Consider the following 25,702-nt stretch of genomic DNA (forward strand, 5'->3'; position numbering starts at 1 on the left):
AAGCGCATTCTGTAAAAGGGGAGGTGGCATCTCTATAGTGGTTTTCCACATATCGGATAGGGACTTGATCTAGCGCAATAAATATCAGTTAGAATGACCTTTAAGAGTTTAGGGGTTATTGTTTAGGATTGAATCTTAAAGCTTAGGAGAATGGATACAGTGTTGGGTTTTGTCGTATCAACCAATGGCTGGCGAATGGCGGTGAAACTCGCCATCGTATTGTTTAGCCTACTGAGTATCTCAGCCATGGCAGAAGTTTTGGCCACTCAGGATAAAACTGTAGGCGCATTAACTGTTGCTCCTGCGGGAGAGTTGATGGATGAAGCTGGCGCAAACTATCAAGTGGTCGATGTCGGCGTATTGGCAATACGGGGCTATAAGAGCACAGTCAATCGTTGGCAGCCTTTGATGGGCTGGCTTGAGTCGCAAATACCTAATAGTTACTTTAGATTGCATCCTTTAAGCATTGAAGAATTAGCCAAAGGCGTTGAAACCGAAGCGTTGGACTTTGTTATCACTAACCCTGGGCAGTCGGTGATGTTGGCGCGGCAATTTTCCCTGTCTTGGCTCGCCACCCTACGAAGCCCAATCAATAATGGCGCTGCGATGCAAGTGGGGTCTGCGCTGGTGGTCAGAGCCGATTCGCCCTATCAGACCTTAAAAGATCTTAAGGACAAGCGACTCGGGATTGTCTCTAAAAATGCCTTCGGCGGTTATCTCACTTTAGTTTATGAGGCGCAGCTTAAGGGGGTAGATTTACCCCATTTTGTAGGAGAAATTATCCCCTTAGGTTTTCCACTCGATAACCTTATTTATCAGCTCGGTGCGACAGATAAGCCAAGCGATAAATCCCCAAGTTTAGATGCGGCAATTGTGCCCGTATGTCAGCTTGAGCAAATGCAGGCCGAAGGTTTGATCAAGCTGCAAGATTATCGGGTGCTCGATAATCAGGCGCCTGCGGGGTTTCATTGCCAAGTCTCGAGTCGGTTATATCCCAACTGGTCTATGGCTAAAACCAACCGTGCGCCCCAATCCCTCGCAAAACAGGTGACTCAAGCCCTACTAGCATTACCCGAAGACAGCCCCGCCGCTAAAGCCGCCGAATCTGCGGGTTGGACCACGGCCGTGAGTCAATTGGCGATAGATCAACTGCTTAAAGATCTGGATATGCATCCACTGCAAGCCCCTTGGTGGCAGCGGGCATGGCAATGGGTAAAACTGCATCAACATTGGGCTTGGTTTGCGTTGACCATATTGGTATTGCTCAATGTCTACCATTTCTGGCTCGAATACCGCTTTAGTCGCCGCGGCCGAGAGTTAATCAATACCCAGAGGCAACTCAGTGAAAACCGAGCCCTGTTGGAGCACGCTCAGCGCATTGCGATTGCGGGGGAGCTTGGGGCTAGCCTCTCCCACGAACTCAACCAACCTTTGGCGGCGATCGGCCATTATTGCCATGGCGCCGAGGTACGTTTGCAGCGTGGGACCAGTCCAGAAGAATTACAATCCGTGCTGACTTTAATCCAGCAAGAAGTCAGCCGCGCCGACAGTATTATCAGCCGTTTACGTAATTTATTGAAAAAGCGGCCTGTCTCTAAGCAGCCTCTGTATTTACATCAGTTAGTGAATGATACTGCGCCGCTGCTTGCCTATGAGCTGGAGCAGCACCATATCCAGCTTTCAACCAATGTGAGCGGCGAAGCCTATCAATTGCCTTTAGATGAAGTGGGCATGCAGCAACTATTGCTCAACCTTTTGAAAAATGCCGCCGATGCCTGTGTGCAACGCCAACAGAGCGAGGTCGATGCCTCGAAACCCTATCAGCCCACGATTGATATCGACCTGCGTTACCAAGAACACAAGCTACTGCTCACGGTCACAGACAATGGCACAGGTTTAACTGAGGATGCCAATCTGCTGATGCAAGCCTTTTATTCGACTAAGTCCGAGGGCTTAGGGCTAGGGCTGGTGATTTGCCGTGATATCGCCGAGAGTCATGGTGGCCGCTTTAGCCTCGAAACCGCTTTAAGTGGCGGCTGCCAAGCGCAGGTATCCTTACCCCGTAAGTTTGATGGAGCACCAGCATGAGCCACGAATTGCCCGTGTATTTAATCGATGATGATGAGTCGGTGCGCCGCTCGCTGCGGTTTATGCTCGAAAGCTATGGCTTGAATATCCGTGACTTTGATAGCGCCGAGGCATTTTTTGCCGCCATCGATTTAAGTCAGCCGGGCTGCGCCTTAGTCGATGTTCGTATGCCGGGCTTAAGTGGGCCGCAGTTACATGCGCAATTAGTGCAGCACAATAGTCCGCTGGCGGTAATTTATTTGACTGGCCATGGCGATGTGCCCATGGCGGTGGAGGCGCTAAAACGCGGGGCGGTGGATTTTTTCCAAAAGCCCGCGGATGGCGCTAAGCTCGCGGACGCTGTGGTAAAAGCCTTGGCGAATGCTAAGGAGCATTATCAAAATAATCAATATCTTCAGACTTATCTGTCGCTCACACCGCGGGAGCGGGAAATCCTTACTCTGATCGCCAAAGGCTATAAGAATCAGGAGATCGCCGATACGCTGTGCATCGCCATGCGCACAGTCGAAATTCACCGTGCGAACTTGATGAAAGGCATGCAGGTCAGCTCGCTCGCCGAGATGATGTTAATCTACGGCCGGATTGCCGATCGCCTTCCCCCCGCATAAAACTCCCCTTTGTTGGGGCGAATTGGCGTATCCTTGGCCGTTTGATGTGAGCTAACGCATTCAGCCCTAGGTGCTTAATTGCCAAGGCTCGACGATTGCCTTATTTTAGGGGCTTAATTTTAAGGCCACGATTTTTAACATCACCATGTTTGAAGTTCGATGCCGCTTTTGGATGACCTTATCGTTCGCTTTTACATAAGGTGCTCCCGTTTGGATAAGGAATGAAATGCCAAGCTTGATTCGTATTGTGCTGATTGATACGCACCTTCCGGGCGTTGTGGAACTCGCCCTCAATGGCCATACCAATATTTGTGGTACTAACGCCTCGGGTAAAACCACGCTACAACGTTTAGTACCGGTATTTTATGGCGAATATCCTAGCCGCGTGGTGCCTTCAACCCGTGACAGTTTCGAGCGTTGGTACTTGCCACACGATTCAAGCTACATCATTTACGAATACCAAAAGGCCGATGGCTTGCTCTATCAAGCCGTGCTCGCCTCGGCGGGTGATGGCAAAGGCGTGAACTACCGCTTTATCGCCAAGGGTTTTGAGTTAAGTGATTATATTAAATCGCAAAATGGTGACACTATTTTATGTCACAACATGGCGGAACTTGGCCGTGATTTAAAACGCCAGGGCGTAGCCACCACCAACTTGCTCAACACCCGCGAATATCGCGCGATTATTCAAAACGATCGCACTTTGTTAAGCACGGGCAGCAACCGTAGCGAACTGCGAGCCTATGCGCGCCAATTTGCCCTGTGTGAAGGTGAGCATTCACTGCGCCATATCGAAAAACTCGCTAAAGCGGTGCACTCCAAAGAAGGCAAAATGGAAACGGTCAAATCCATGATCGCCGCCATTTTAGAAGAAGACGGGGTAAATCCACCTAGCTCACGCCTCAATCCGCAACGCGTTGAGGCGTGGATCCGCGAGAGTCAATTAATCCAAGGCTTTGAAGTGATCCGCCCCGAGTTTGAAAAGCTCGAGCAGGAATTTAACCAACTGCTCAGCGCCGAGATGCGTCTCTCGAGTCTGTCCCGTGGCTATCGCAATGATGAGACCCTAGAGGCCGATCGGTTAGAGATCCAACAAACTCTGTCTAAGGAGCTGAATTTAAAGCTTCGAATGTTGGATGACGAATGGAAAGAAGTGCGCGATGAGCTTAACCTCGACCTATCCGCCGCCAAGGGTGACGTAGCCAAGTGCGAGTACGAGTTAGATGCCATTGAAGATCAGCACGGCGCCTTTTTAGATGCCAATATCGAGCAAGCTAAGGCCGACCTGGATATGCTGCCAAACTGGCGCGCTGACATGGAAAACTTAAGCGAGCGCCATAAGTTACAAACCGAAAAACACCAAGATATTGAAGCGGCTTACAATGCCCGTCGCAGCAAAATTGGCGAGCAGTTAAACCGCGAGCTCGAAGGTTTGCACGCCGAACAGGACAAACAGCGCGAAGCGCGCGATAAGCAGCGTGAAGTGGCAAGAGCCGATCTCGATGCCCTCGAAGCCCAATGGCGCAGCCAAATGGATGCGGGCAAGGCGAGCTTTAGCGAGCAGGAATACCAATTCAAACTCAATGCCGCCGAGCTTAAGTTACGTGTCGATGGCGTAACCTACACCGAGGAAGAAAAGTTAAGCCTTGCGATTTTCGACGAGCGGATTCACCGCGCCGACGAAGAGCAAGAAAGCTGCAATACCAAGGTTGAGCGCTTAACGGGCGAGGAGCGTAAATTACGCGCCAAACGCGACCAAGCCAACGAAGCACTGCGTATCGCCAGCCTGCGGGTTAACGAGCGCCAAACCGCGCTCGATGAACTGCACCATATGCTGTTCCCGCAATCCCATACCTTGCTCGAGTTCCTGCGTAAGGAAGCCCAAGGTTGGGAGCAAAGTCTGGGTAAAGTGATTGCGCCAGAGTTGTTGCATCGCACCGATTTACACCCGAGTGTGATGGGCGAGAGCGACACTGTGTTTGGGGTGCATTTAGATCTTAAAGCCATCGATGTGCCTGAATATGCCGCCTCCGAGCAGGAATTGCGTATTCGTTTAAGCAAGGCCGAAGAGGCGCTGCAAAGCGCGCAGGAATTACAGGCCGAGGCCGAATCACAGCTGGTGGCGATTAACGGCGAGCTGGATAAACTCAGCCGCGAACTGACCTTTGCCCGCACGGCTTACAAGAATAGCCGCGATGATTTACGTCGTCTGTTCGATGAAAAACGCGGTGAGCAGGATAAAATCAACAAGGCGCTGGCCGAGCGTAAAGCCTTTGCCCAGCAGCGCTTAACTCAACTCGATGGCGAGTTAAAGCAGCTTAAGCATCAACATCAGCTCTGGCTCGAAGAGCAAAAAGAGCAGGCGCTCGAAGCGCGCATGGAAAAACAAGCCTACTGGCAGGAAGTCATTGGCGCGCTCGACAATCAACTGGGGCAAATCAAGGCCACTATCGACGCCCGCCGCGAAAGCGCTAAGGCTGAGCAAAAAGCCTGTGAAACCTGGTACAAAAACGAGCTTAAATCCCGCGGTGTGGATGAGGACAATATCCTTAAACTCAAGCAACAAATCCGTGAGCTTGAAACCAAAATCAGCCGCGCCGAGCAGCGTCGCAGCGAAGTATTGCGCTTTGACGATTGGTATCAACACACTTGGCTTATCCGTAAGCCCAAGCTGCAAACCCAGTTAAGCGACGTGAAACGTGCCGCCTCAGAAATCGATCAGCAGCTTAAAGCCAAGACCCAAGAGGTGAAAACCCGTCGCCAACAACTCGAGACCGAACGTAAGGCCTCGGATGCGGCGCAGATTGAAGCCTCTGAAAACTTAACTAAACTGCGCGCCGTGATGCGTAAGTTGGCGGAGCTGAAACTGCCCGCCAACAATGAAGAAGCCCAAGGTAGCCTTGGTGAACGTTTGCGTCAGGGCGAAGATTTACTGCTAAAACGCGATTATTTGATGGGCTCGGTTAAGCAATATGTGGAGCATTTCGACTCTGTGATTGCCAGCAAGTCAGGTTCAGGCTTAGCCGAAACCTGGGAGCGTGCCCGCGAAGAGTCGAGCTTTATCAACGACAAAGGTATTCGCCTGTTGGATTACCGCAAGCTTGTGCCGCAGCTTGAACAGCTACTCAATGTGATTGTGCCGCAATCCATTATGGCGCTGCGCGAGCAGGGGCGGATCTTCGGTGTCGATTTAACCGCCTTTTACGATGTGCTGGCCGATATTGACCGTCGCATCGCTTCGCAGAGTGCGCGCATTACCCGCGAAGTGGGCGAGGAGTTATTCCTCGATGGCGTATCGGAATCTGCGGTTCGTATTCGCTCTAAGATCAGCGAATTAGAGTTTTGGCCCGAGCTTGAGCAGTTTGTTAAAGCCTTCAAAAATTGGAAAGCCGACGGCTTTAATGGTCTGCCCGATGAGGAATACACCAACAGCATGCGCCGCGCCTTGGATATTATTGGCCGCGCTGCACTGACGGGTGGCATTTCAAAGCTGCTTGAAATCGAGCTGCGCCTCAAAGAGGGTAATAGCGATTTGATTATCCGCACCGACAGACAGCTGAACGAATCCTCGAGCCACGGGATGGCTTACCTGATTTTATGTAAGTTCCTATTGGCATTTACGCGCTTGTTACGTGGCCGTGCCGATGTGACCATTCACTGGCCGATCGACGAACTTGGCACGCTGCACCACACCAACGTGAAGAAGATTTTCGATGCCTGTGGTAACAACAATATCAGCGTGTTAGGCGCTTTCCCGAACCCAGAGTCAGAAGTGCTGAACCTGTTTGAGCACCGTTACATTATTAATAAACAAACTAAGAAGTTGCAGGTGGTGAAGCCCAAAGCCAATCCGATTGCCGATTTGTTGAGTAAACGCCTGAGCAAGGAGGCCATCTAATGAGTGCCATGAACGAATCTAACCAAACCGTCTTAGTCGGCACGGGCGCCATTATCGAACTCTTGCTCAAGGGCGAATTTATTTGCCGCACCACCAATGAAGATGGTTGGCGCGCGTTGAAAAATAACAGCACCCGCGAGCGGGTCGAGGCTTATCTAAATCAAATCAACCGCACCGTGGCCTCGGCCGCCGAGGGTGATGTGTTTTTCTGTGGTTATTTGCAGTTAGGCGAGAGCGAGCGCAAGGTGATTTCATCGCAGTTTAAGGATATTTGTCAGGCACTTATTCCTATGGTGGAGTGGCTGGTATTAGTGCAGGAAGCCAGCGGCCAAGATGCCCCCTTAAGCGAAGGTGCGCCAGTACGGTTAACCGAGCTGCAAAGTCGAATTGAAGATACCCCTGCGTTTCGTGAGCAGTTGGCCAAACTCAGCCAATACCGCTTATTCGGCTCAACCAGTACCAATAGTGATGCGCAAATTAAGTTAGTGTTCAAACGCTTAGTGGAGCTTGGCTATCTGGTGCGCCCTAACGTTGAAAAACAAATTTATATCGCGACGGGCAAGCTGGATTATCTGTACGAAGTGATCCGCTTTATCGACGAAACTGAAGGCCTAAGCCTAGAGGCGCAGGCGGAAACGGCGACCCAGCGGGATTTGCTATGATGCCTTGGACGATAACGCACAGCATCAACCAAGGAGGCCGTGATGAGCAGTAACTTACATCAGGCTGGGGTTAAGCTACTCAAGCAGTTAGGCCGCCATGCTGACATCATTATGGACGCTTATTTAGCGGGTTCGCTCAATGAAGATGCCCATGATCCCGCCGTGGTTGAAAAACTCAAACAGGCAGGGATTTTATGGCGCCCAGAGCCAGACCAAGAGCTGCGCCTTAAACGCTCGGTGCGTGCCTTGCTCGAAGAAGGTTTAAGTGATGAGCGCAATCGCCAAATCGACTCCAACGTCGGCTCGGCGCTCGCCACCATTAAAACCTTGGCCGACCATTATAAAGAAGCGCGTCACAGCTCAGATTACAGTGCTGCCGAGGCGTATCTGTCTGATTTAAGTGAGCATGTGTATAGCTTTGCCGACAGTTTGCGCTATTCGATCCGCGTGTTGTGGGGGCGGATCAACAACGAGTTCGGTTATGTCGGTACCATTAACGCTAAGATCCGCGAAAACGAACTCGCCCAGAGCCAAGTGTCTGAATTGCTAAATGGTTTGGAGATGTTCCAGTTTAGCGAATTAGGCGAAATCGCCGGTGATATTCGTGAGCTGCGTAAGCTGCTGGTGACCACCTTGCAGGAAACCATGAGCGACTGCGCCCAGGAGCTCAGTGTGGTGCAGGGACGGTTGCTGGAACTTCTCGGTCGCTTTAGGCAAATTCGTGGTCGTACCCGCTTGCTTAAGGGCTGGTTACTGTACACAGATTTGCATCCGGATTACCGTCCTGCGGACCATGTGTCCCACAAGGAAATCCCGAGTCTTTTCAATCGCGCCGAAGTGTTATTGGCACCAGCGTCTGTGGATGTGCATAACGCCAGCCAAGAGCTTGAGCTGATGAATATCGTCGCCCACATTAAGTCGATTAGTCGTCAGGGCATAGTTGAGACTGTGCGCGAGCATGATGTCAGTGTATCGCTTACCCAAAGCGAAGACTTTGATATTCCTGATAATCCACTCAAGCAAGCGGTTGATACTTACTTCGTCGATGTGATTGAGTCGGGCTTACGTCAATCGGCGCTCGATTACTTAGTCGAAAAAGCCCTGCCGTGGGATGCCGAAAGCTGGATTTATCAAGTGATTGGCGGCTACGAAGGCTTGCCCGATGAGCATAAGGCTTACTTCGAGTTAGAGCCCTTAGGCGAACCTCACCCCATCTACACCGGTAACTTTATTATCCGCGACGTGGAATTATGGCTCGCCTAGGTAAACAGCAGTTGCAACTCTTGGAGGGCGTTTATCTTAATCGCTCTTCAAGGGTAAAACTTAGCCCGAATTGGCGAACGATTTACCGTGAGTTAGAGGTAGGCGAGCTGGATGGTGCGGAAAAATATTTGTGTTTTGCGCCACGGGATTTTGAGTTGCTGCGCCAAGGTGTATTGGCAAAAGAGGGCGTGGATTTACAGGCACTGGACTTTAATCTAGACCGCATCACCATGTCCGCCCAAAGCCAGAATGAGAAGCTGGCGAACATCCGCCCCGAAGCCGAGTATGTTTTGTTGAAGTATCTCGGTTTTGAATCGCCGCCCTTGGGGATTTCTGCACGGGCCTCATTACGTACTCCCTTAGATGAGGCGCAAATCCATTGCGATGAGCTTGATGTTAACGCCATCTTAGTGGTTGAAAACCTAGATATATTTGATGCAATAACCCAAGCGCGCTTACCTGAAGAACTTAGCCGCATTATGGTGATTTACCGTGGTAGCGGCCACCATTCCCCCATCGGTGTGCGGCAGTTTTTACAGGCGATGGCGGGTAAAATGCCGATTATTGCCTTTACCGATCTCGACCCCGCAGGGCTGCAAATTGCCCATACCTTAACGGGCATGACCCATTGTATTGTGCCGCAGTTAGCGCTTTTTGCGCCCAGCGAGTTACTCGCTATCCCACAGATTAATTCCGCTGATGACTTTGCTAAGCAAGCGCCTCAGGCTAAATATTTACAGTCAGCCGACTTAAAAAATTGGCAGCAATTAAGCCGTTGGTTAACTCAGCAACGAATTAGCATTAAACAGCAGCACCTGCTGTCGCATCGGCTTGAGCTAGTGCTACTGGCATATTGTTAGTCGTTATCCTTCACCATCTCTCTGTTAAGTTCGATATCTGTAGTTTTTAATACTATTTAAAGTATTTATTCAGTTTTTAAATCTAGTCTTATTCGGTATCAATCGATTAATTGTGTTTATTTGGTTTAAATAGTGTTTAATTTTTGATTTTTTAACTTATGTATTAATAGCGTGATTATTAATCTATGATTTTATTTTTGTTATAAATCAGAATAATACAAAATTTTTGTGATGAATTTGGCTTAATTTAAAATGAAATAAGTAAATTTATTCATTGAATTTGCTGCCAGCATGTTTCACTATCCCCGCCTGAACTTAAAAGGGAATGGCGATGTTGCTCATTAGGGAAGATGAATATCAAAAGATGAGCTATCTGGGAAAACGATCAGCATGATGAAATCACTTTCGACACGGATCTTTATCGGTCTATTTGCGGGACTTATTCTTGGCACTTTAGTGCAGTATTTTTTAAACGATATTGGCTTTTTTTCAGGCAATTTAGTCGAATTGGCTAGCGGCGTCGGCACTATGTTCGTCAACATGATCATGATGTTGGTCGTGCCTCTGGTATTTGTCAGTATTGTTTGTGGCGTGTGCGAGTTGCAGGACTTAAAAAGCTTTGGGCGCCTTGGCGGCAAAACCTTCGGCTTTTACATCATTAATACTGTGGTCGCCATCTCGACCGCTCTGTTAGTGGTGCTACTGCTCGACCCAGGTAAAGGCGTCGATATGAGCAGCACCGATGGTGTCGCCATTACCGCGACCGAACTCCCCAGCTTAATGGCGCTGTTGATTGATATTGTGCCGCGTAATCCGGTAGCGGCTTTTATGTCGGGCAATATGCTACAAGTGATCTTTATGGCGCTGATGTTAGGTGGAGTGATGAAGTCCCTCGGCGAGCATGTGGCTGGTGCGGTACAAGGCTTTCAAACCGCCAATAAAATCATGATGAAGCTGATTTCTGTGGTGATGAGTCTTGCGCCTTTCGGGGTGTTTGCGCTGATGTTTAAGTTAGGTGCTACCTTAGATGCCGCGGTATTTATGAGTGTGCTCGAATACCTAGTGATCATTCTAGCCCTGCTGTTGTTGTGGATTTTTGTGGTCTATCCGTTGGCGGTCGGTATGTTTACACCGATTTCGGCTAAGGCCTTTCGGGCGAAGACGCAGGAGCAAGTGCTGTTTTCACTGTCTACCGCCAGCTCCAATGCCACGATTCCTGTGACTATGCGTACCTTGACTGAAAAACTCGGGGTTAACCGCGCTGTGGCAGGCTTTGGCGTACCGCTCGGGGCGACCATGAATATGGGCGGCGTGGCGATTTATATCACTATTGCGATTTTCTTTGTTGCCAATGCCTTCGGTATGCCAATCACCAGCGAGCAATTGCCATCGCTGCTATTTAGTATCTTTTTATTATCGGTTGGCGCGGGTGGGGTGCCCGGTGGCGGTATGGTGATGATTGGCGTGTTAATCCATCAAATGGGTTTACCGATTGAAGCCTTTGCGATTGTGGCCGCGCTGGATCGCATCATCGATATGGTGCTGACCTCTTGCAACGTAGTGGGCGATACCGCGGTATTGACCATAGTCGATCAAACCGAAAAAGTGCATGAGCTTGAGTTAGCCAAGAATTAACGTCCTCAAGCATCTTCCTAAATACTAAAAGCCACTGATTAAAGTGGCTTTTTTGTTAAATAAATCAGGATTGATATTGGTCTATTTTCTTGCCTTTTGTCGTTGCGACAACAATCAATCCCCTGAGCTTGTTCAGCCTAAATACGGCCTTTATTTGAGCTAAAAAGTAGCTAGTCCCAAGGTGAGTTGTTACAAATCCATAGAGTACTTTTATCAAATTAAAAGTGGCTAAATAAATGAAACTTCAACCATACTGATTTATAAGCTTGAATCACTTGGAATATTAGGAGGCACCATGGCTGGATTTTGGCAGACAGTCGGAGGCCGATTACTCAGCATTCCGTTACTCGCATTGTTGGGCTTTGTGGTATTGGGTCTAATGGAGCTAAATACCCTTAACCAGAGTTTGATTAAGGGGAGGGAAGATCGTGTTGTGGCGATTATTGATAGTGGCCTGAGCGTCGTTAAACATTATCAAGCTCTGGAGCAAAGCGGTTCGTTAAGCACTGAACAGGCGCAGCAGCAGGCCATGGCGACCATTAAGGCCATTCGTTATGATGGCGCGGAATATATTTGGATTAACGATACCGGTCGGCCTATACCCAAAATGGTTATGCATCCAACGGTATCGGCTCTGGACGGTACCGTATTGGATCGGCCAAACTTTTATCACGCCACCTTAATGCGTAACCGTGATGGCAGCCAACAACAGCCCCTCAATAATGCTAACTTGTTCGTCAGTTTTGTTGACGTGATCACCCGTTATGGCAATGGCTTTGTTGAATACCAATGGCCTAAACCCATAAAAGGTGGGGGAGTAACCGAGGAGCGCTACGCTAAGTTGTCTTACGTGGCTAAGGATGATAAATGGGGTTGGGTGTTGGGCTCTGGTCTTTATATTGATGATGTTAAGGAGGCCTTTTGGGCGGTGGCTATCCGAGTTGGATTAGTTGTCGTGGTTATTATGGCGCTGACCATAGGTGTGTCGTTATTTATCCGTCGCTGGTTATTACAGGCACTCGGCGGAGAACTGGCGACAACAAAAGCACTGGTACAGCAGGTTGCAACAGGGGATTTTTCGGTGAACTTTGGCTTGAAAGCGGGAGATCACGACAGCCTGTTAGCGGCATTAAGTGGTCTTATCAAGCAATTACGCAATATTATCGGTCAACAGTCGTCGATGGCAGAGCAATTGGTCGAGCAATCTGAAGCGCTTGATCATACCAGCCAACAGACACAGCACATTTTACAAAATGTGATGGATCAAACTGCCCAAGTCGCCACCGCGGTAAATGAAATGACCTCGACCTGTGAGGACATGGCTCGCAGCGCGACTATGGCCGCTAAAGCGACAAGGGACGCCGACAATGAAGCTCAAAATGGGGTAATGTCCGTCGGGCAAACGATAACAGCGATTGATGCGCTTAAACTGAAACTGGAGCAAGTCTCTGATGTGATCGGGCAGTTATCTAAACGTGGTGATGAAATCGGCGCGGTCACCGATGTGATTGGTGCTATTGCGGAGCAGACCAATCTATTGGCTTTAAATGCTGCGATAGAAGCTGCACGTGCAGGCGAAATGGGGCGGGGTTTTGCGGTTGTGGCAGATGAAGTTCGCACCCTTGCTAGCCGCTCTCAAGCGTCAACTCAGGACATTAATAGGCGTATTCAAGGTATTCAGCAAGACTCAGTCAACGCTGTGCAATCAATGGCGCAAAGCCGAACCGAAACAGAACAAACAATTGCCTGTTCTCAACGGGCCAATGAGGCACTAACGCGTATTAACGCCGCGGTGTCGAGCATTACCGATGTGAATGACCAACTTGCTAGCGCAACAGAACAACTGGCCGTTGTGTCGGGGACGATTAATCAGAATATGGAAAATATTGCGCAGGCGGTAGAAAACACCAATATCAAATCTTCAGAATTATCGACTGCTAGCCATCAACTGCGGAAAATGGCTAATGAGATGAAAACATCTCTGAGTCGTTTTAGGTTATAAAGGGCTGATAACTATAAATGTTGATGGTGCTGCTAAGTTAATACTAGGTTTTACCTAGGCTGGAGTGAAAGGGGCGGGAACTGATGTTCAATTCCCGCCCGTATTGCATGCTTATTTGCGGGTCATTTTATCCAAATAGCCCATGGCAAAAGCGGATAATACAAAGGTGATGTGGATTAACAGGTACCACATGATTTTGTCGTTATCGATGTTCTTCACATCCATAAAGATTTTCAGTAAGTGGATCGACGAAATCGCCACAATCGACGCCGCCACTTTGTTTTTCAGTGAGCCTGAATCTAATTTACCCAACCAACTGAGCTTCTCACTGTCTTCGCCCACATCCAGCTGCGATACAAAATTCTCATAGCCAGAAAACATCACCATCACAATCAAGCCGCCCACGAGGGTGATATCAATTAAGGACAGGGTCACCAGCACCAGATCCACTTCAGTCATCGTAAAAATGATTGGCAGAATATGGAAGATTTCTTGGAAGAATTTAATGCCTAAGCCCAATAGCACTAGACTCAGCCCTAAATAGATCGGCGCCATAATCCAGCGTGATGCATACATGAGTCTTTCAAATATTTTTTCCATTTGGAGCAAACCCTTAGTGGTTAAAGCACAAAAATCGAATCTATGATGCTAAAACAATAACATACTGGGTTAACGCCGCGCTATCGGCCAATCGCAAAGGCGTGAGGTATATGCGGCTAAGCCCTAGATATTGCATAGCTGATTTGGTGTTGTGGCCTTACAGCCGAGGTGAATCAAAGTCGTGGGTCTTCAACCCACACCCGACCAAAAGGGGAAAAACGCCTGTTCCCCTTTTGGCTTATTTATAAAACATGGCCCGGTGTCCCTAGCGAAGTTACATGCATTGATTAGTGGCTTCGTGCTTATTCGAAAATCACTAACGCTTCCGATGGTACATCCCCTTGATGTTAAACAGAGAGTCCGAAAGCTAGCGAGGCATCCATGCCTCGCTCACGCGATTTTCTTCAACGCCCTTCAGCAACTTCGCAGGGGAAGGTGAACTTCTGTTGCCTTGGTGTTAGCTGTTAGTCCTAAAGATTTGTGCCTGCCTATCTTTCCCCTCTCCTGTTTTTTGAATGACATTTGTCATCCGTAATTGCTGACAACTCACACTGCCGTGATTTAGCGGATGCAGGGATACTTAAGCCATACCAACAAGGAGGCTTAATCATGCAACATCAATCACTGGATCAACAACTTATCGAATACCGCCAAAAACGTGCTTTAGCTATGCCCTTATCAGGCATGATTGTATGGACGCTATTGTTTATCTTGAGTTTTATTCTGCCAGCATCGCAAATGGTGATGGCAACATTTATCGGCACAGGTTCTATTGTCTATCTTGCTATGGGAGTCTCGCGTCTTACCGGTGAAAATATCTCCTTCAAGAAAAGCACTGATCGTAATTGGTTTGAAACAGTGTTTTTGGCTGCCATGGGGATGAGTTTTTTAACCTTTAGCATCAGTATTCCCTTTTTTATGGAAAACTATTTAGCCTTGCCCTTCGCCCTTGCCGTGCAAACAGGATTAATGTGGTTAGTTTTCGGCGTGTTAGCGGCGCAAAAGGTAGCGATTGTGCATGCAATAGTGCGCACTGTGGCTTGCGTGGCTGCCTTTATGTTGTGGCCTGAGTTGAGTTTTCAGCTTCAACCTTTGATTGTGGTGGTATGTTATGGGTTCTCGATTCCACTCATGGAACGTCGTTGGAAGATTCAGCAAAATCTTTGTGTTGCAAGTTAGTTGGGCGTTTCAGTTTCCACTGACGTGTAGAAGAGCAATACGGCCTTCGGCCGAGGTAGATTAAAGTCGTGGGGCTTTAACCCATACCTTATGTAGAAGTTTAGTGATTGCGGCCTAACGGCCGAGGTGAATCAAAGTCGTGGGGCTTCACCCCCCTGATTTTTTAATAAAGAGTCGACCAAGAGGGGATCAACAGCTATTCCCTCTTGGATCTCCCTTGCCGCCCCCAACGGAGTTGAAAGCTCCTTGTGCTCATCGACAAATTTGCTATCGCTTCCGAAGGATGCATCCCTGCACCTGCGAAAGCTAGCTCGCCATCCATGGCGAGACTCACGCAATTTGTCTATTCGCCCTGCGGCAACTCCGAGGGGAGGGTGAACTTCTGTGAACTCGGCGTTTGCTGTTAGTCTCGAAAGAGTTGCGCCTGCCCCATCTTTCCCTTTTCTTCAACGCTCTTCAGCAACTTCGCAGGGGAGGTGAACTTCTGTTGCCTTGGTGTTAGCTGTTAGTCCTAAAGATTTGTGCCTGTCCTATCTTTACCTATTCACGTTGTCTAATACTACTTACCGCGCCAAAATGTTTTTCGGTAAATAGGGTCTCGATTTTTTTGGATGAAAAATGTTGATAGCACACCGGGTGGATGCTAACTTATTGGCATTATTGAATTATTTATTTGTATCATACCAATATCTAACTCTACACGGTTTGGATTTTACTAGATGTGCGGGTAATACCCTGTTAGGGAGCAAGGGGAGTGATGATCACGGAATTATTTTCAGTTATATCTGCGCCAATAATAGGAGCTGTCATTGGTATCGTCATTGGGATTCTGCCGATATTAAAAGATACGGCTGAGAGCAATTGGAGAAAGCAGTTCAGAAAGCAAGTCCGACTTGGAATTATTAAAAATCATCTGACATATGAAGATATGCAGCATATAGCTGAACGCTGGTCACAGGATAGAAAATCCATTCTTTTCAGCCTGCGTATTATGCATTCTGAAGCGATATCGGGAGAGGATGAAGAGCTTTATAAAAATGTCGGCACTATCCGGGAATTGATAGATAAGCATCAAAGTCAAGAACCTTATTCAGAATTACCAGAGAATATTAGTATTCAATTGAGTGGGTTAAATTCGAAGCCTGGGGTCAAAGAACAAGTTTCGCAACTTGCAGCTTCACTAAGTGAACTCTATTTATCAAATCAAAAAAAGCACGCAAGGCAAGTAAAGTTTACATATTGGGGCACTATCGCTGGCGTAATCGGTGTTTTTATAGGTGTCGCTGGTTTGTATTTCGCGGTGGCTGGCAATGCCTAACAAACACATCAACAATCGCTACACTTCGTTCCGCTGGACGCACCTAGCGGCGCGTCTTTTATGTGGGCGTTATAAATTTTAAAGGAGATGGAATTTGATTCCAAAATTTGAAGAGTCAGGAGTGCTTCCACCTTTCATTGGTGCTTGTCCAACCAAGCCTGCAAATCAAGCTCCTTACAAAGTTACTTTAGAGGCTTTTGTCGAGCACTTTGCAACAAGTAAGGAAAGAAAAGAAATTCTTATAGGGTTCCTTAAGTACCGATATGAGTTGAAATGCTTAGGTATAAAAAATGGTTTCCAATGGCTTGATGGTAGCTTTGTTGAAAATGTTGAAAAAACCAGAGGAAGAGCACCAAATGATATTGATTTAGTTACATTCGCTCATCGACCTGTAGCTTTTAGTCTTGAGGATTGGAAAAGCTTTGTGCAAGTCAATATAGGCTTGTTTTCTCCTGAAATGGCAAAAGCATCATATAAATGTGATGCTTACTTTGTAGACTTAGATCTGCCCTCTAAGGCTATTGTTTCCCAAACGAAATACTGGTTTGGTTTGTTTTCTCATCAAAGAGAAACGAGTTTGTGGAAAGGAATGCTTGAAGTGGATCTTACCTATAATGAAACAGAGATTCTTCATAAGTTGATAAACGGAGGTTACGATGCCTCGTAAATTGAAACTGAATAGCTTGACGTCTGATAAATACGCAGTACAGCAATTGATCTCTGAGGCCATTGAGTATGGAGATATCGTCGGGGAGTTACAATATCGTGAAAAATTAGAAAAACTTGATAAAGAAATTTCCTTGATAAAAAATGCCAATGAAACTAATGCCAGTGTCGCCCTATTTTTTGGTGGAGAACCAGTATTAGGATCTCAAGGAATACTTGCTAGCTTTGCTGGTAATGCTTTAGAAAACTTCCAAGAATTAATAAATAAAGCCTTTGCAAGTAAAGAAAATGGTAGCCTTGGTGAGCGGGGAAAAATCCCGTTGAAGGCCAATTCAAATCTTATGATTACACAAGTAGCTAAAGGATCATTTGGGTTCATTCTTGATGAAGTTTCAGATCAAATAGAAATTACAGAAACCGCTCTTAAGCATACTGTTGATTATGTGTTGGAGTTAATTAATGCATCAGCCCAGCCAGATGATGAAACTTTTGAAAAACTAATTGAATCGCTCGATAAGCGAGTATTGCAGTCGCTAAAAGATTTTTTTATTACTCTCGATAAAGCTCATTCAACGATGCGTTTAGTTGGTGATGAGCAAGAATATTCTCTTGATTCCCACTGGATTCATCGAGCAAGACTACGAACAGAAGCAACAGAAATTGATGAAGATGAAGATCTTGTTGTTCTGAAAGTTTTAGGTTTGCTTCCGGAGCACTGTAAGTTTGAGGCTGTAACAAGAGAAGGAAACATTATCTATGGTTCGACAACTAGGCTAGCTGCTGAACAGTTCAGATCCGAGTTAATCGGCAAGGAAGTAAGAGTTAACTTGTTGACAAAATCAATAAAACCGTTACATCGTCCAGAACGAACTGTGTATAAGTTAATGGAATTTTTAGATAAAAATTTATAACAAATAAGGATAGGCCGCGCGTAGCCGCGACACTTATCCCAAGTGTTGAACAAACCTTCGGAAAAGTTGGCGAAAAGTTGGGACATGCACAAATCTTTGGGGATTTACAGCCAACACAGAAGTTACAGGAATTCACCTTCCCCTGCGAAGTTGCTGAAGGGCGTTGAAGAAAATCGCGTGACGCAGACAGGACGTCTGCGTAGCTTTCGGGGGGAAGGGACGCCCCATCGGAAGCGTTAGCGATTTTCGAATAAGCACGAAGCCACTAACCAATGCATGTAACTTCGCTAGGGGCGGCAAGGGAGATCCAAGAGGGAATTGCTGTTGATCCCCTCTTGGTCGGGTGTGGGTTGAAGACCCACGACTTTCTCGGCCGTTAGGCCGCATTTTAAAATGAATGTCGCATTCCGCGACAATAAAAAAGCCACTGTGGTTAGTGGCTTTCATCTGAAAAATCAAAATCTAAGCGATTCGGCTTAGTCCAGACTGGGTTCTTCACTGTAATCGATACCATGGTAGCTTAGGCAAGCATCCACTTCATTGGCGCTACCAAGGATAACCGCTACGCGTTGGTGAATTTGCGTTGGTTGAATATCCAAAATGGTTTCATAACCGGTAGAGGCTTTACCGCCAGCTTGCTCGACTAACAAGGCCATTGGGTTGGCTTCGTACATTAAACGCAGCTTGTATGGCTTTTTCGGATCTTTATTGTCGGTTGGGTAAGTAAAGATACCGCCGCGAGATAACACGCGGTGCACGTCACCCACCATGGCGGCAATCCAGCGCATGTTGAAGGATTTTTCGCGCGGGCCAATTTTGCCTAGCAGTAAATCGGCGATGTAGGTCTGCATTGGCGCTTCCCAAAAACGCTGGTTCGACATGTTAATGGCGAATTCTTGGGTGTCTGGGCTGATGCTCATGGCCGCGTTGGTCAGTAAAAATTCGTTGGTTTCTGGGTGCAGGGTAAAGAGTTGCACGCCTTGGCCTGTGGTGAGGGCGAGCATGGTTGATGGGCCGTAGAGCACATAACCTGCGGCTAACTGATGGCGGCCCGATTGCAAAAAGCTTGTTTCAGTCAGCTCGCCAGCAGGGGCGGGCAGGACTGAGAAAATGGTGCCGACCAGTGAGTTGATATCGATATTCGATGAACCATCTAAAGGGTCGAAACACACCAGATATTGACCATTGGCGCTGACTTCAACCACATGATCTTCTTCCTCTGAGGCTAAGCCGCGCACTGTACCGTCGGCTTTTAATGCATCTTTGAGCATATCGTTGGTGATGATATCCAGTTTTTTCTGGGTTTCACCTTGCACGTTTTCCTGTTCGGTCGCGCCTAACACACCGGCTAAGGCACCGTGACGCACGGCATGGCTGATGGCTTTGGAGGTGTCGGCTAAGGTCAAAATCAGTTGCGCGAGGGATTCGTTCACTGCCTTTGAGGTTAAGTGCTGGGCAAGAGTCTGCATGTTAGGTCCTTTAGGGGTTCAACATTGAGGTCAATTTCATTATTTGCCGCGAATAATAACTCAGTTAGTCGACAATTTCAGCGATGTTGCTGCGGGTTTTAATCAATTTAAGCCAAGAGGGTTATCCCTTTGTGCAAGACTGAGTGGGTTATCTTGAAAATTAAGCTAACTTAAGAAGTTTGCCTGCTAATTTGTATCTGTATATTGCCTGCGCTTTTTATTTAGGCTGTGCCTTGGCACAATGGAGGCAGTTTTTCATCGCCACCTAAAGGCGAATATGCTTCCAAGGAATAATAATGACTAAAAATGGGTTAGCTTCTTCCCTGCGCTCGGTGACATTGGGCGCCTCATCCCTACTGATAGCGAGTCAACTGGCCATGGTTTCTAGCGCGATATTTACCCCCGCCTATGCACTTGAGGGCGGCACAACGCCGCTGACTATCGAGCGCATGAATGCGTCTCCTGCCTTGGCGGGTACGAGTCCCCGTGGATTAAAGTTATCCCCCGATGGCCAAAGGGTGACTTATCTGGCTGGACGTAAAGATAACCAAAACTTTTACGATCTCTGGCAAATGGATGTGAAGACGGGCGAATCTAGCCTGTTGCTGAATGCCGATAAGTTGGCGAGCAATGAACTGTCCGATGAAGAAAAGGCCCGCCGCGAGCGCCAACGTATTTATGGCGACGGCATTATGGAATATTTCTGGGCGGACGATAGCAAGGCACTGTTGATCCCCGCCTCGGGTAATCTGTATTACTTCTCCTTAGCAGATAACAGCGTCAGCCAACTGCCGATAGGCGAGGGCTTTGCCACCGATGCGCGCCTATCGCCCAAGGGGAATTTTGTGTCCTTCGTGCGGGATCAAAATTTGTATGTGCTCAATTTAGCGACTAAAAAGCTTGAGGCCATGACTACAGACGGTGGCGGCGCGATTAAAAATGCCATGGCGGAATTTGTCGCCCAAGAAGAAATGGACCGCATGACGGGTTACTGGTGGGCGCCCGATGAGTCAGCCATCGCCTTTACCCGTATCGATGAGTCTGGCGTTGAGTTAGTCACCCGCAACGAAATCTACGCCGATGGCATTAAGCTTACCGAGCAGCGTTATCCGGCTGCGGGTAAAAACAATGTCGAGATCCAACTGGGCGTTGTGACCCTTAATAATAAAGCCATCAATTGGGTCACCTTAAGCGATGATAAAAATAAGGATATTTATCTGCCTCGCGTCGATTGGTTGCCCGATAGCAAGCATTTATCCTTCCAGTGGCAGAGTCGCGATCAACAAAAATTAGACCTGCAACTGGTGGCGCTCGATGCGCTGAACAAGCCGAAAACCTTAGTCAAAGAGCGCAGCGATGCTTGGGTGAATCTAAACAACGACCTGCACTTCTTAAAGCAGCAATCGGCGTTTATCTGGGCCTCGGAGCGTGACGGCTTTAATCATCTGTATTTGTTTGACCTAAAAGGTAAGCTGAAGACGCAACTGACCGAGGGCAATTGGGCTGTCGATGAGCTGGAATATATTGATGAAACCGCAGGTTGGGTGTATTTCACCGGCCGTAAAGATACCCCAATCGAAAAACACCTTTACCGTGTGCCGTTAGCGGGTGGCAAGGTTGAGCGTGTGAGCCGCGAGGCGGGGATGCACGATCCGGTATTTGCCGATAATCAAAGCGTGTATCTGGATTATTTCAATAGCTTATCTCAGCCGCCGCAGATCAGTTTACACGGCGATAAGGGCCAACATTTGGCGTGGGTGGAGCAAAACCAAGTCAAAGTGGGTCATCCTCTGTATGACTATGCAGGCCTTTGGCAACTGCCTGAGTTTAAAGAACTTAAGGCAGAAGATGGGCAAATCTTGCAAACGCGTCTCTTTAAACCCGTGCCCTTCGATGCGAACAAAAAGTACCCCGTGGTGGTGCGTGTTTATGGCGGCCCACATGCGCAATTGGTAACGAATAGCTGGAGTGAGCAGGATTACTTTACCCAATACTTAGTGCAGCAAGGTTATGTGGTATTTCAACTGGATAACCGTGGCAGTGCCCATAGAGGCACTCAGTTTGAGCAAGTTATTTATCGTCACTTGGGCGAAGCGGAAGTGAACGATCAAAAGGTTGGTGTCGATTATCTGCGCAGCTTGCCCTTTGTCGATAGCAACAACGTGGCGATTTATGGCCACAGCTACGGCGGTTATATGGCCTTGATGAGTTTATTTAAGGCGCCGGATTACTTTAAGGCGGCGATTTCGGGCGCGCCCGTCACCGATTGGCGCTTGTACGACACTCACTACACCGAGCGTTATCTTGCTCATCCCGCGAATAATGAGCAGGGTTACGAAGCCAGTAGCGTGTTCCCCTATGTGAAAAACTACCAGTCGGGGCTGTTGATGTACCACGGCATGGCCGACGATAACGTGTTGTTTGAAAACAGTACTCGCGTGTATAAGGCGTTGCAGGACGAAGGTAAACTGTTCCAGATGATTGATTATCCTGGGTCTAAGCATTCGATGCGCGGTGAGAAAGTGCGTAATCACTTATACCGCTCGCTGGCGGATTTCCTCGATAGACAGCTTAAAAGCGGCAAATAACTCAGCATTAGGTTGGCATTTATATCAGACTGGTATTTATGTCAGAGTGGCGTTTTTTAAAAGAGTGGGGTAACGTCCTCACTCTTTTTTATTTTGTATGATTCTGAGTTAAGCCTATTTATTTAACAGTACGCTGCTTAGTTTAATCACAACACACTCAATACTTATCTGGCGCTCAATATTCCAGTTCACTGAGTTGTAATTTGGATTTCCAGTTTGCTTTAGCTAAAACCTTTTTTGCAGAGATAAAAAAACCAGATCCTAGGATCTGGTTTTTTATGGCGTTCAAACGGTAAGTTGAAGATTAGTCTTCTAAGTTACCGCAGAAACGGTAGCCTTCACCGTGAATGGTAGCGATGATTTCTGGCGTATCTGGCAAGCTTTCGAAGTGCTTACGAATACGACGGATTGTCACGTCAACAGTACGGTCGTGTGGCTTTAACTCACGGCCAGTCATCTTCATCAGTAGATCGGCACGAGTTAAGATTTTGCCTGGGTTTTCAACAAAGTGCAGCATAGCGCGGAATTCGCTACGTGGCAGTTTGTAAGATTCACCCTGTGGGCTTACTAGAGAACGGCTGTTGATCTCTAGGCTCCAATCGTTAAAACGATAGTATTCTACAGAGCTCTTTTCTTCGACTTCATTGCCTGCGCTATTAACACGAGTCAGAAGGTTGCGAGCACGAATCGTCAATTCACGAGGGTTGAACGGCTTGGTAATATAATCGTCCGCGCCAATTTCAAGTCCAAGGATTTTGTCGACTTCGTTGTCACGGCCTGTTAAGAAAATCAGACCGATGTTGTTGATTTCACGTAATTCACGTGCCAACAACAGACCGTTTTTACCTGGTAGGTTAATGTCCATAACCACGAGGTTAATTTTGTTTTCCTGCATAGCCTTATGCATTTCTGCGCCATCATTGGCCTCAGTTACCACATACCCTTCTGCCTCGAAAATACTTCTTAGCGTGTTACGGGTAACGGCTTCATCTTCAACGATCAGAATGTGCGGATTTTGCATATTAAGTACCTAAATTTTAACCAATATTCTAACCATAAGAATCACTTACATCGGATTCTTATATTCATAAAATGTTGATACTTCCACTTACTGCTCTGTGCTTCAAAGGGAAGATCTTCACGGCTACACGTCAGGATGTATATAAGTGAACGTTTAAAGTGTAATACGATAAAACGTAACCAGTATCAACTTCGATAAGCAATAGTTAAAAATAGTTCCTTAACTATTGTTTTTTTTAAAATGTTTAAATGATAAATCAAATGTAGAACACATTTTAAAAGATGTCTGGCCAGCATAAGGTGATTTCGCAGAGGAATCTAACAAACCCTTGTCAAGATTAAGCAAACTTAATGTTATCTGCTTAACTGGCCAATGACGACATTGTACTCGTTTTAGGCATTTGTTAACAAATGAAATGTTAACAAATTTCAGGCTGAGACGCTGATTTACCATGATATTTACTTTAGTCATTGATTAGTATAACTAATGTATTTTTAATTCTTGTGAGCCAGTTCACGCCTCTTTGGATTTTTTAGGCTCTCTGTTAAACTAGCGCGGGTTCATTTTTCGACTAGACTACCAATGGACAACATGACTCAAGATTTGTGGCAGCATTATCAAACGCCGTTGTTTTTGCTTACTCAAGCATTATCCTGTGATTTTTCCTTTGCTGTAATTACCGCCCATAATCCCGCTTCAACCCTCCTCACTCCCAGCCAAAACCGATTACTCGACCGCCAACTTCTACGTGAAATTGAATTATTAGGCAGTCCCTATCGTGCACTGATTGGGGCATCGCCAGATTTATCCCATATGGAGAAGAGCTGGGCCGTGTTTATTGATCGCAGCATGGCCTTGCAGTTGGGGAAAAAGTTTAATCAATACGCTATCTACATGGTGGAACAGGGCGAGGTGAGTTTAGTGCCTTGTACATTAGCCGGGCAAACAGAGGTGTGTTTAGGTCGATTTAACGACTATGTGCGTTTGGTTTATGAGCTACCGGACTTGGTCACCTAACCGCGATTGACGCTTTTAATCGCTCCTCTGGCTAAGCTTTGCTGATCTCACGGCAAGGCTAGTTTGTTTTTCTTCTTTGCTAGATCTGATTGATTTTTCCCTATTCTCGTTTGGCATGAGTCGCAAACGTTTTAAATTCCCATTGTTTTTAAATGCGTTTATTGAATTTGTATATAGTGTGTGAAATTAGCATTGACTTCATTAGGGGTTTATTGCTACTTTTTTCGTCCCTTTCCGGCGGAAAGGAACAGAAGAGGAGCGTTAACTAGGTAGTCAGTCAGAGGAGCACAAACTCCAGCGATGATTGATGAGGGAGATTAACGCCGAGGCATAGATATGGTTGCTGCATGTTTATGTCGGTCGCTTAGGCTGAATCCTAACGATTGTCACCTGTAATTGGTGGAGAGCTTCTGGTGACGATTGCTGTTTCCCTTCTATTGGGGTGCGTATCATTGAGCACCAGGCTCTTCGAACGAAGTTAGTTCGGAGCGTAATCATGTTAGTTAATCAATATCTTATCCTTGTTTGTGCCGTGTATTCTGCTTCTGCGGAGGTGCGCTAATGTCCCTTGTTGTCGCAAAGTTTGGTGGTACTTCAGTCGCCGATTACGGTGCAATGAATCGCTGCGCCGAGATTGTACTGGGTAATCCCGATTGCCGTTTAGTGGTGGTTAGCGCCTCTAGTGGCGTGACTAACCTGTTGGTTGAACTGACCCAAGAGTCAATTAACGACGATGGTCGCTTACAACGATTAAAGCAAATTGCGCAGATTCAATACGCTATCTTAGATAAACTCGGTCGCCCTAATGATGTTGCTGCCGCGTTAGATAAGCTGTTAAGCCGTATGGCGGTATTAAGCGAAGCGCTGGCGTCCCAGCGCAGTAAGGCCACCATGGATGAGTTATTGTCCCTTGGCGAGCAGTGTTCGTCGGCATTATTTGCGGCGGTATTGCGCGAAAAAGGCGCCAACTCAAGTGCCTTCGATGTGCGCCGTGTGTTGCGCACCGACAGCCATTTTGGCCGCGCCGAGCCACAGGTTGAGCAAATTGCAGTGTTATCCCGTGAACACTTACAGCCATTGCTATCTGAGCAAGTGATTGTGACTCAAGGCTTTATTGGCTCCGATGAAGCGGGGCAAACCACAACTCTCGGCCGTGGCGGTAGCGACTATTCTGCGGCACTGTTAGCCGAAGCCTTAAAAGCCTCAGCGGTTGAGATTTGGACCGATGTGGCCGGGATTTATACGACCGATCCGCGCCTCGCGCCAAACGCCCATCCGATTGCCGAAATCAGTTTTAACGAAGCCGCTGAAATGGCAACCTTTGGCGCTAAAGTATTACATCCTGCGACGATTCTTCCGGCCGTGCGCCAACAAATTCAAGTGTTTGTCGGTTCAAGCAAGGAGCCTGAAAAGGGTGGCACTTGGATCCGCCATCAGGTTGAAGATGCACCCGTGTTCCGCGCGGTGGCGCTGCGCCGCGACCAGACGCTACTCAATCTGCACAGCCTACAAATGCTGCATGCGCAGGGCTTCTTGGCGGAAACCTTTGCCACATTGGCAAGACACAAGATCAGTGTGGATTTGATCACCACCTCCGAAGTTAACGTATCGCTCACTCTAGATAAAACCGGCTCCGATTCAAGCGGACAAGGTTTATTAAGTGAAGCGTTACTGCAAGAATTATCGCAACATTGCCGCGTGCGCGTGGAGGATGGTTTAGCATTGGTGGCGATTATCGGTAATCGCATCGCTACGACTGCGGGTATTTGTCGCCGCGTGTTTGAAGTGCTCGAACCCCATAATGTGCGGATGATCTGCCAAGGTGCCAGCCCGCATAACTTGTGTGTGTTAGTAGCCGAATCCGAAGCGGCACAAGTGGTTAAAGCGTTGCACGAAAACTTGTTTGAAGGCGTTTAG

18 protein-coding genes and 1 riboswitch are annotated in these 25,702 nt (G+C 47.4%); of the genes, 15 read left to right on the forward strand and 3 right to left on the reverse strand.

Going from position 1 to position 25,702, the window contains the following annotated elements:
- Positions 1-150: 150 nt before the first annotated feature.
- The 8 genes from AEA42_RS12065 (at position 151) to AEA42_RS12100 (ending at position 13,016) form a co-directional block, all read left to right on the forward strand.
- Complete coding sequence (locus tag AEA42_RS12065; RefSeq protein ID WP_156312336.1) at positions 151-2,088, forward strand: PhnD/SsuA/transferrin family substrate-binding protein; 1,938 nt, start codon at positions 151-153, stop codon at positions 2,086-2,088.
- Positions 2,085-2,696, forward strand: coding sequence for a response regulator (locus tag AEA42_RS12070; RefSeq protein WP_055647849.1), 612 nt, complete (start codon positions 2,085-2,087; stop codon positions 2,694-2,696). Before AEA42_RS12065 ends, AEA42_RS12070 begins: the two co-directional genes overlap by 4 nt.
- A 226-nt stretch (positions 2,697-2,922) precedes the next feature.
- Entirely contained in the window at positions 2,923-6,594 is a 3,672-nt protein-coding gene (locus AEA42_RS12075; protein ID WP_055647850.1) for an ATP-binding protein, read from the forward strand.
- An 8-nt stretch (positions 6,595-6,602) separates the two neighbouring features.
- A complete protein-coding gene (locus tag AEA42_RS12080; RefSeq protein WP_037422308.1) occupies positions 6,603-7,256 on the forward strand; it encodes a hypothetical protein in 654 nt (217 codons plus the stop codon).
- Between the two features lie 42 nt (positions 7,257-7,298).
- On the forward strand, positions 7,299-8,519 hold the full coding sequence (locus AEA42_RS12085; protein WP_055647851.1) for a hypothetical protein: 1,221 nt from the start codon (positions 7,299-7,301) through the stop codon (positions 8,517-8,519).
- Complete coding sequence (locus AEA42_RS12090; protein ID WP_055647852.1) at positions 8,507-9,379, forward strand: Wadjet anti-phage system protein JetD domain-containing protein; 873 nt, start codon at positions 8,507-8,509, stop codon at positions 9,377-9,379. Before AEA42_RS12085 ends, AEA42_RS12090 begins: the two co-directional genes overlap by 13 nt.
- Positions 9,380-9,769: 390 nt before the next feature.
- Positions 9,770-11,014, forward strand: coding sequence for a dicarboxylate/amino acid:cation symporter (locus AEA42_RS12095; RefSeq protein ID WP_037429840.1), 1,245 nt, complete (start codon positions 9,770-9,772; stop codon positions 11,012-11,014).
- A gap of 295 nt (positions 11,015-11,309) precedes the next feature.
- The gene (locus tag AEA42_RS12100) at positions 11,310-13,016 is read left to right on the forward strand and encodes a methyl-accepting chemotaxis protein (RefSeq protein ID WP_055647853.1); all 1,707 of its coding nucleotides are present in this window, start codon (positions 11,310-11,312) and stop codon (positions 13,014-13,016) included.
- Between the two features lie 111 nt (positions 13,017-13,127).
- On the opposite strand, the gene AEA42_RS12105 is transcribed toward AEA42_RS12100, so the two are convergent.
- Complete coding sequence (locus AEA42_RS12105; protein ID WP_037429841.1) at positions 13,128-13,616, reverse strand: TIGR00645 family protein; 489 nt, start codon at positions 13,614-13,616, stop codon at positions 13,128-13,130.
- 609 nt (positions 13,617-14,225) lie between these two features.
- Between AEA42_RS12105 and AEA42_RS12110 the strand changes: the two genes are divergently transcribed.
- From AEA42_RS12110 to AEA42_RS12125, 4 genes are all read left to right on the forward strand, one after another.
- Positions 14,226-14,795, forward strand: coding sequence for a hypothetical protein (locus tag AEA42_RS12110; protein ID WP_037421948.1), 570 nt, complete (start codon positions 14,226-14,228; stop codon positions 14,793-14,795).
- 754 nt (positions 14,796-15,549) lie between these two features.
- Positions 15,550-16,113, forward strand: a complete 564-nt coding sequence (locus AEA42_RS12115; RefSeq protein ID WP_156312337.1) for a hypothetical protein — start codon at positions 15,550-15,552, stop codon at positions 16,111-16,113.
- Positions 16,114-16,207: 94 nt separating this feature from the next.
- Complete coding sequence (locus AEA42_RS12120) at positions 16,208-16,780, forward strand: hypothetical protein (protein ID WP_055647855.1); 573 nt, start codon at positions 16,208-16,210, stop codon at positions 16,778-16,780.
- Positions 16,770-17,690, forward strand: a complete 921-nt coding sequence (locus AEA42_RS12125; RefSeq protein ID WP_055647856.1) for a hypothetical protein — start codon at positions 16,770-16,772, stop codon at positions 17,688-17,690. Before AEA42_RS12120 ends, AEA42_RS12125 begins: the two co-directional genes overlap by 11 nt.
- Positions 17,691-18,166: 476 nt before the next feature.
- Here the strand turns inward: AEA42_RS12125 and AEA42_RS12130 are convergent, their stop codons facing one another.
- Positions 18,167-19,159, reverse strand: coding sequence for a class 1 fructose-bisphosphatase (locus AEA42_RS12130; RefSeq protein WP_055647857.1), 993 nt, complete (start codon positions 19,157-19,159; stop codon positions 18,167-18,169).
- Between the two features lie 296 nt (positions 19,160-19,455).
- Between AEA42_RS12130 and AEA42_RS12135 the strand changes: the two genes are divergently transcribed.
- Positions 19,456-21,747: a S9 family peptidase gene (locus AEA42_RS12135; protein ID WP_055647858.1), complete on the forward strand. Its 2,292-nt coding sequence runs from the start codon at positions 19,456-19,458 to the stop codon at positions 21,745-21,747.
- Between the two features lie 304 nt (positions 21,748-22,051).
- Here AEA42_RS12135 and arcA read toward each other — a convergent pair whose 3' ends face one another.
- On the reverse strand, positions 22,052-22,768 hold the full coding sequence (arcA, locus tag AEA42_RS12140) for a two-component system response regulator ArcA (RefSeq protein ID WP_007644695.1): 717 nt from the start codon (positions 22,766-22,768) through the stop codon (positions 22,052-22,054).
- Between the two features lie 582 nt (positions 22,769-23,350).
- Here arcA and AEA42_RS12145 point away from each other — a divergent pair.
- Together AEA42_RS12145 and lysC are read left to right on the forward strand one after the other, a co-directional pair.
- Entirely contained in the window at positions 23,351-23,785 is a 435-nt protein-coding gene (locus AEA42_RS12145) for a DUF3293 domain-containing protein (RefSeq protein WP_037430123.1), read from the forward strand.
- Positions 23,786-24,028: 243 nt separating this feature from the next.
- Positions 24,029-24,203, forward strand: a riboswitch (Lysine riboswitch).
- A 143-nt stretch (positions 24,204-24,346) separates the two neighbouring features.
- On the forward strand, positions 24,347-25,702 hold the full coding sequence (gene lysC / locus AEA42_RS12150) for a lysine-sensitive aspartokinase 3 (protein WP_055647859.1): 1,356 nt from the start codon (positions 24,347-24,349) through the stop codon (positions 25,700-25,702).

It is taken from the genome of Shewanella sp. Sh95 (assembly GCF_001308045.1).
Lineage (GTDB): Bacteria > Pseudomonadota > Gammaproteobacteria > Enterobacterales > Shewanellaceae > Shewanella > Shewanella xiamenensis.

Bases quoted from the DNA above. Each gene is read 5' to 3' on its own strand.
- AEA42_RS12065 (WP_156312336.1), top strand. From the start codon at position 151: ATGGATACAGTGTTGGGTTTTGTCGTATCAACCAATGGCTGGCGAATG.
- AEA42_RS12070 (WP_055647849.1), top strand. From the start codon at position 2,085: ATGAGCCACGAATTGCCCGTGTATTTAATCGATGATGATGAGTCGGTG.
- AEA42_RS12075 (WP_055647850.1), top strand. From the start codon at position 2,923: ATGCCAAGCTTGATTCGTATTGTGCTGATTGATACGCACCTTCCGGGC.
- AEA42_RS12080 (WP_037422308.1), top strand. From the start codon at position 6,603: ATGAACGAATCTAACCAAACCGTCTTAGTCGGCACGGGCGCCATTATC.
- AEA42_RS12085 (WP_055647851.1), top strand. From the start codon at position 7,299: ATGAGCAGTAACTTACATCAGGCTGGGGTTAAGCTACTCAAGCAGTTA.
- AEA42_RS12090 (WP_055647852.1), top strand. From the start codon at position 8,507: ATGGCTCGCCTAGGTAAACAGCAGTTGCAACTCTTGGAGGGCGTTTAT.
- AEA42_RS12095 (WP_037429840.1), top strand. From the start codon at position 9,770: ATGATGAAATCACTTTCGACACGGATCTTTATCGGTCTATTTGCGGGA.
- AEA42_RS12100 (WP_055647853.1), top strand. From the start codon at position 11,310: ATGGCTGGATTTTGGCAGACAGTCGGAGGCCGATTACTCAGCATTCCG.
- AEA42_RS12105 (WP_037429841.1), bottom strand. From the start codon at position 13,616: ATGGAAAAAATATTTGAAAGACTCATGTATGCATCACGCTGGATTATG.
- AEA42_RS12110 (WP_037421948.1), top strand. From the start codon at position 14,226: ATGCAACATCAATCACTGGATCAACAACTTATCGAATACCGCCAAAAA.
- AEA42_RS12125 (WP_055647856.1), top strand. From the start codon at position 16,770: ATGCCTCGTAAATTGAAACTGAATAGCTTGACGTCTGATAAATACGCA.
- AEA42_RS12130 (WP_055647857.1), bottom strand. From the start codon at position 19,159: ATGCAGACTCTTGCCCAGCACTTAACCTCAAAGGCAGTGAACGAATCC.
- AEA42_RS12135 (WP_055647858.1), top strand. From the start codon at position 19,456: ATGACTAAAAATGGGTTAGCTTCTTCCCTGCGCTCGGTGACATTGGGC.
- arcA (WP_007644695.1), bottom strand. From the start codon at position 22,768: ATGCAAAATCCGCACATTCTGATCGTTGAAGATGAAGCCGTTACCCGT.
- AEA42_RS12145 (WP_037430123.1), top strand. From the start codon at position 23,351: ATGGACAACATGACTCAAGATTTGTGGCAGCATTATCAAACGCCGTTG.
- lysC (WP_055647859.1), top strand. From the start codon at position 24,347: ATGTCCCTTGTTGTCGCAAAGTTTGGTGGTACTTCAGTCGCCGATTAC.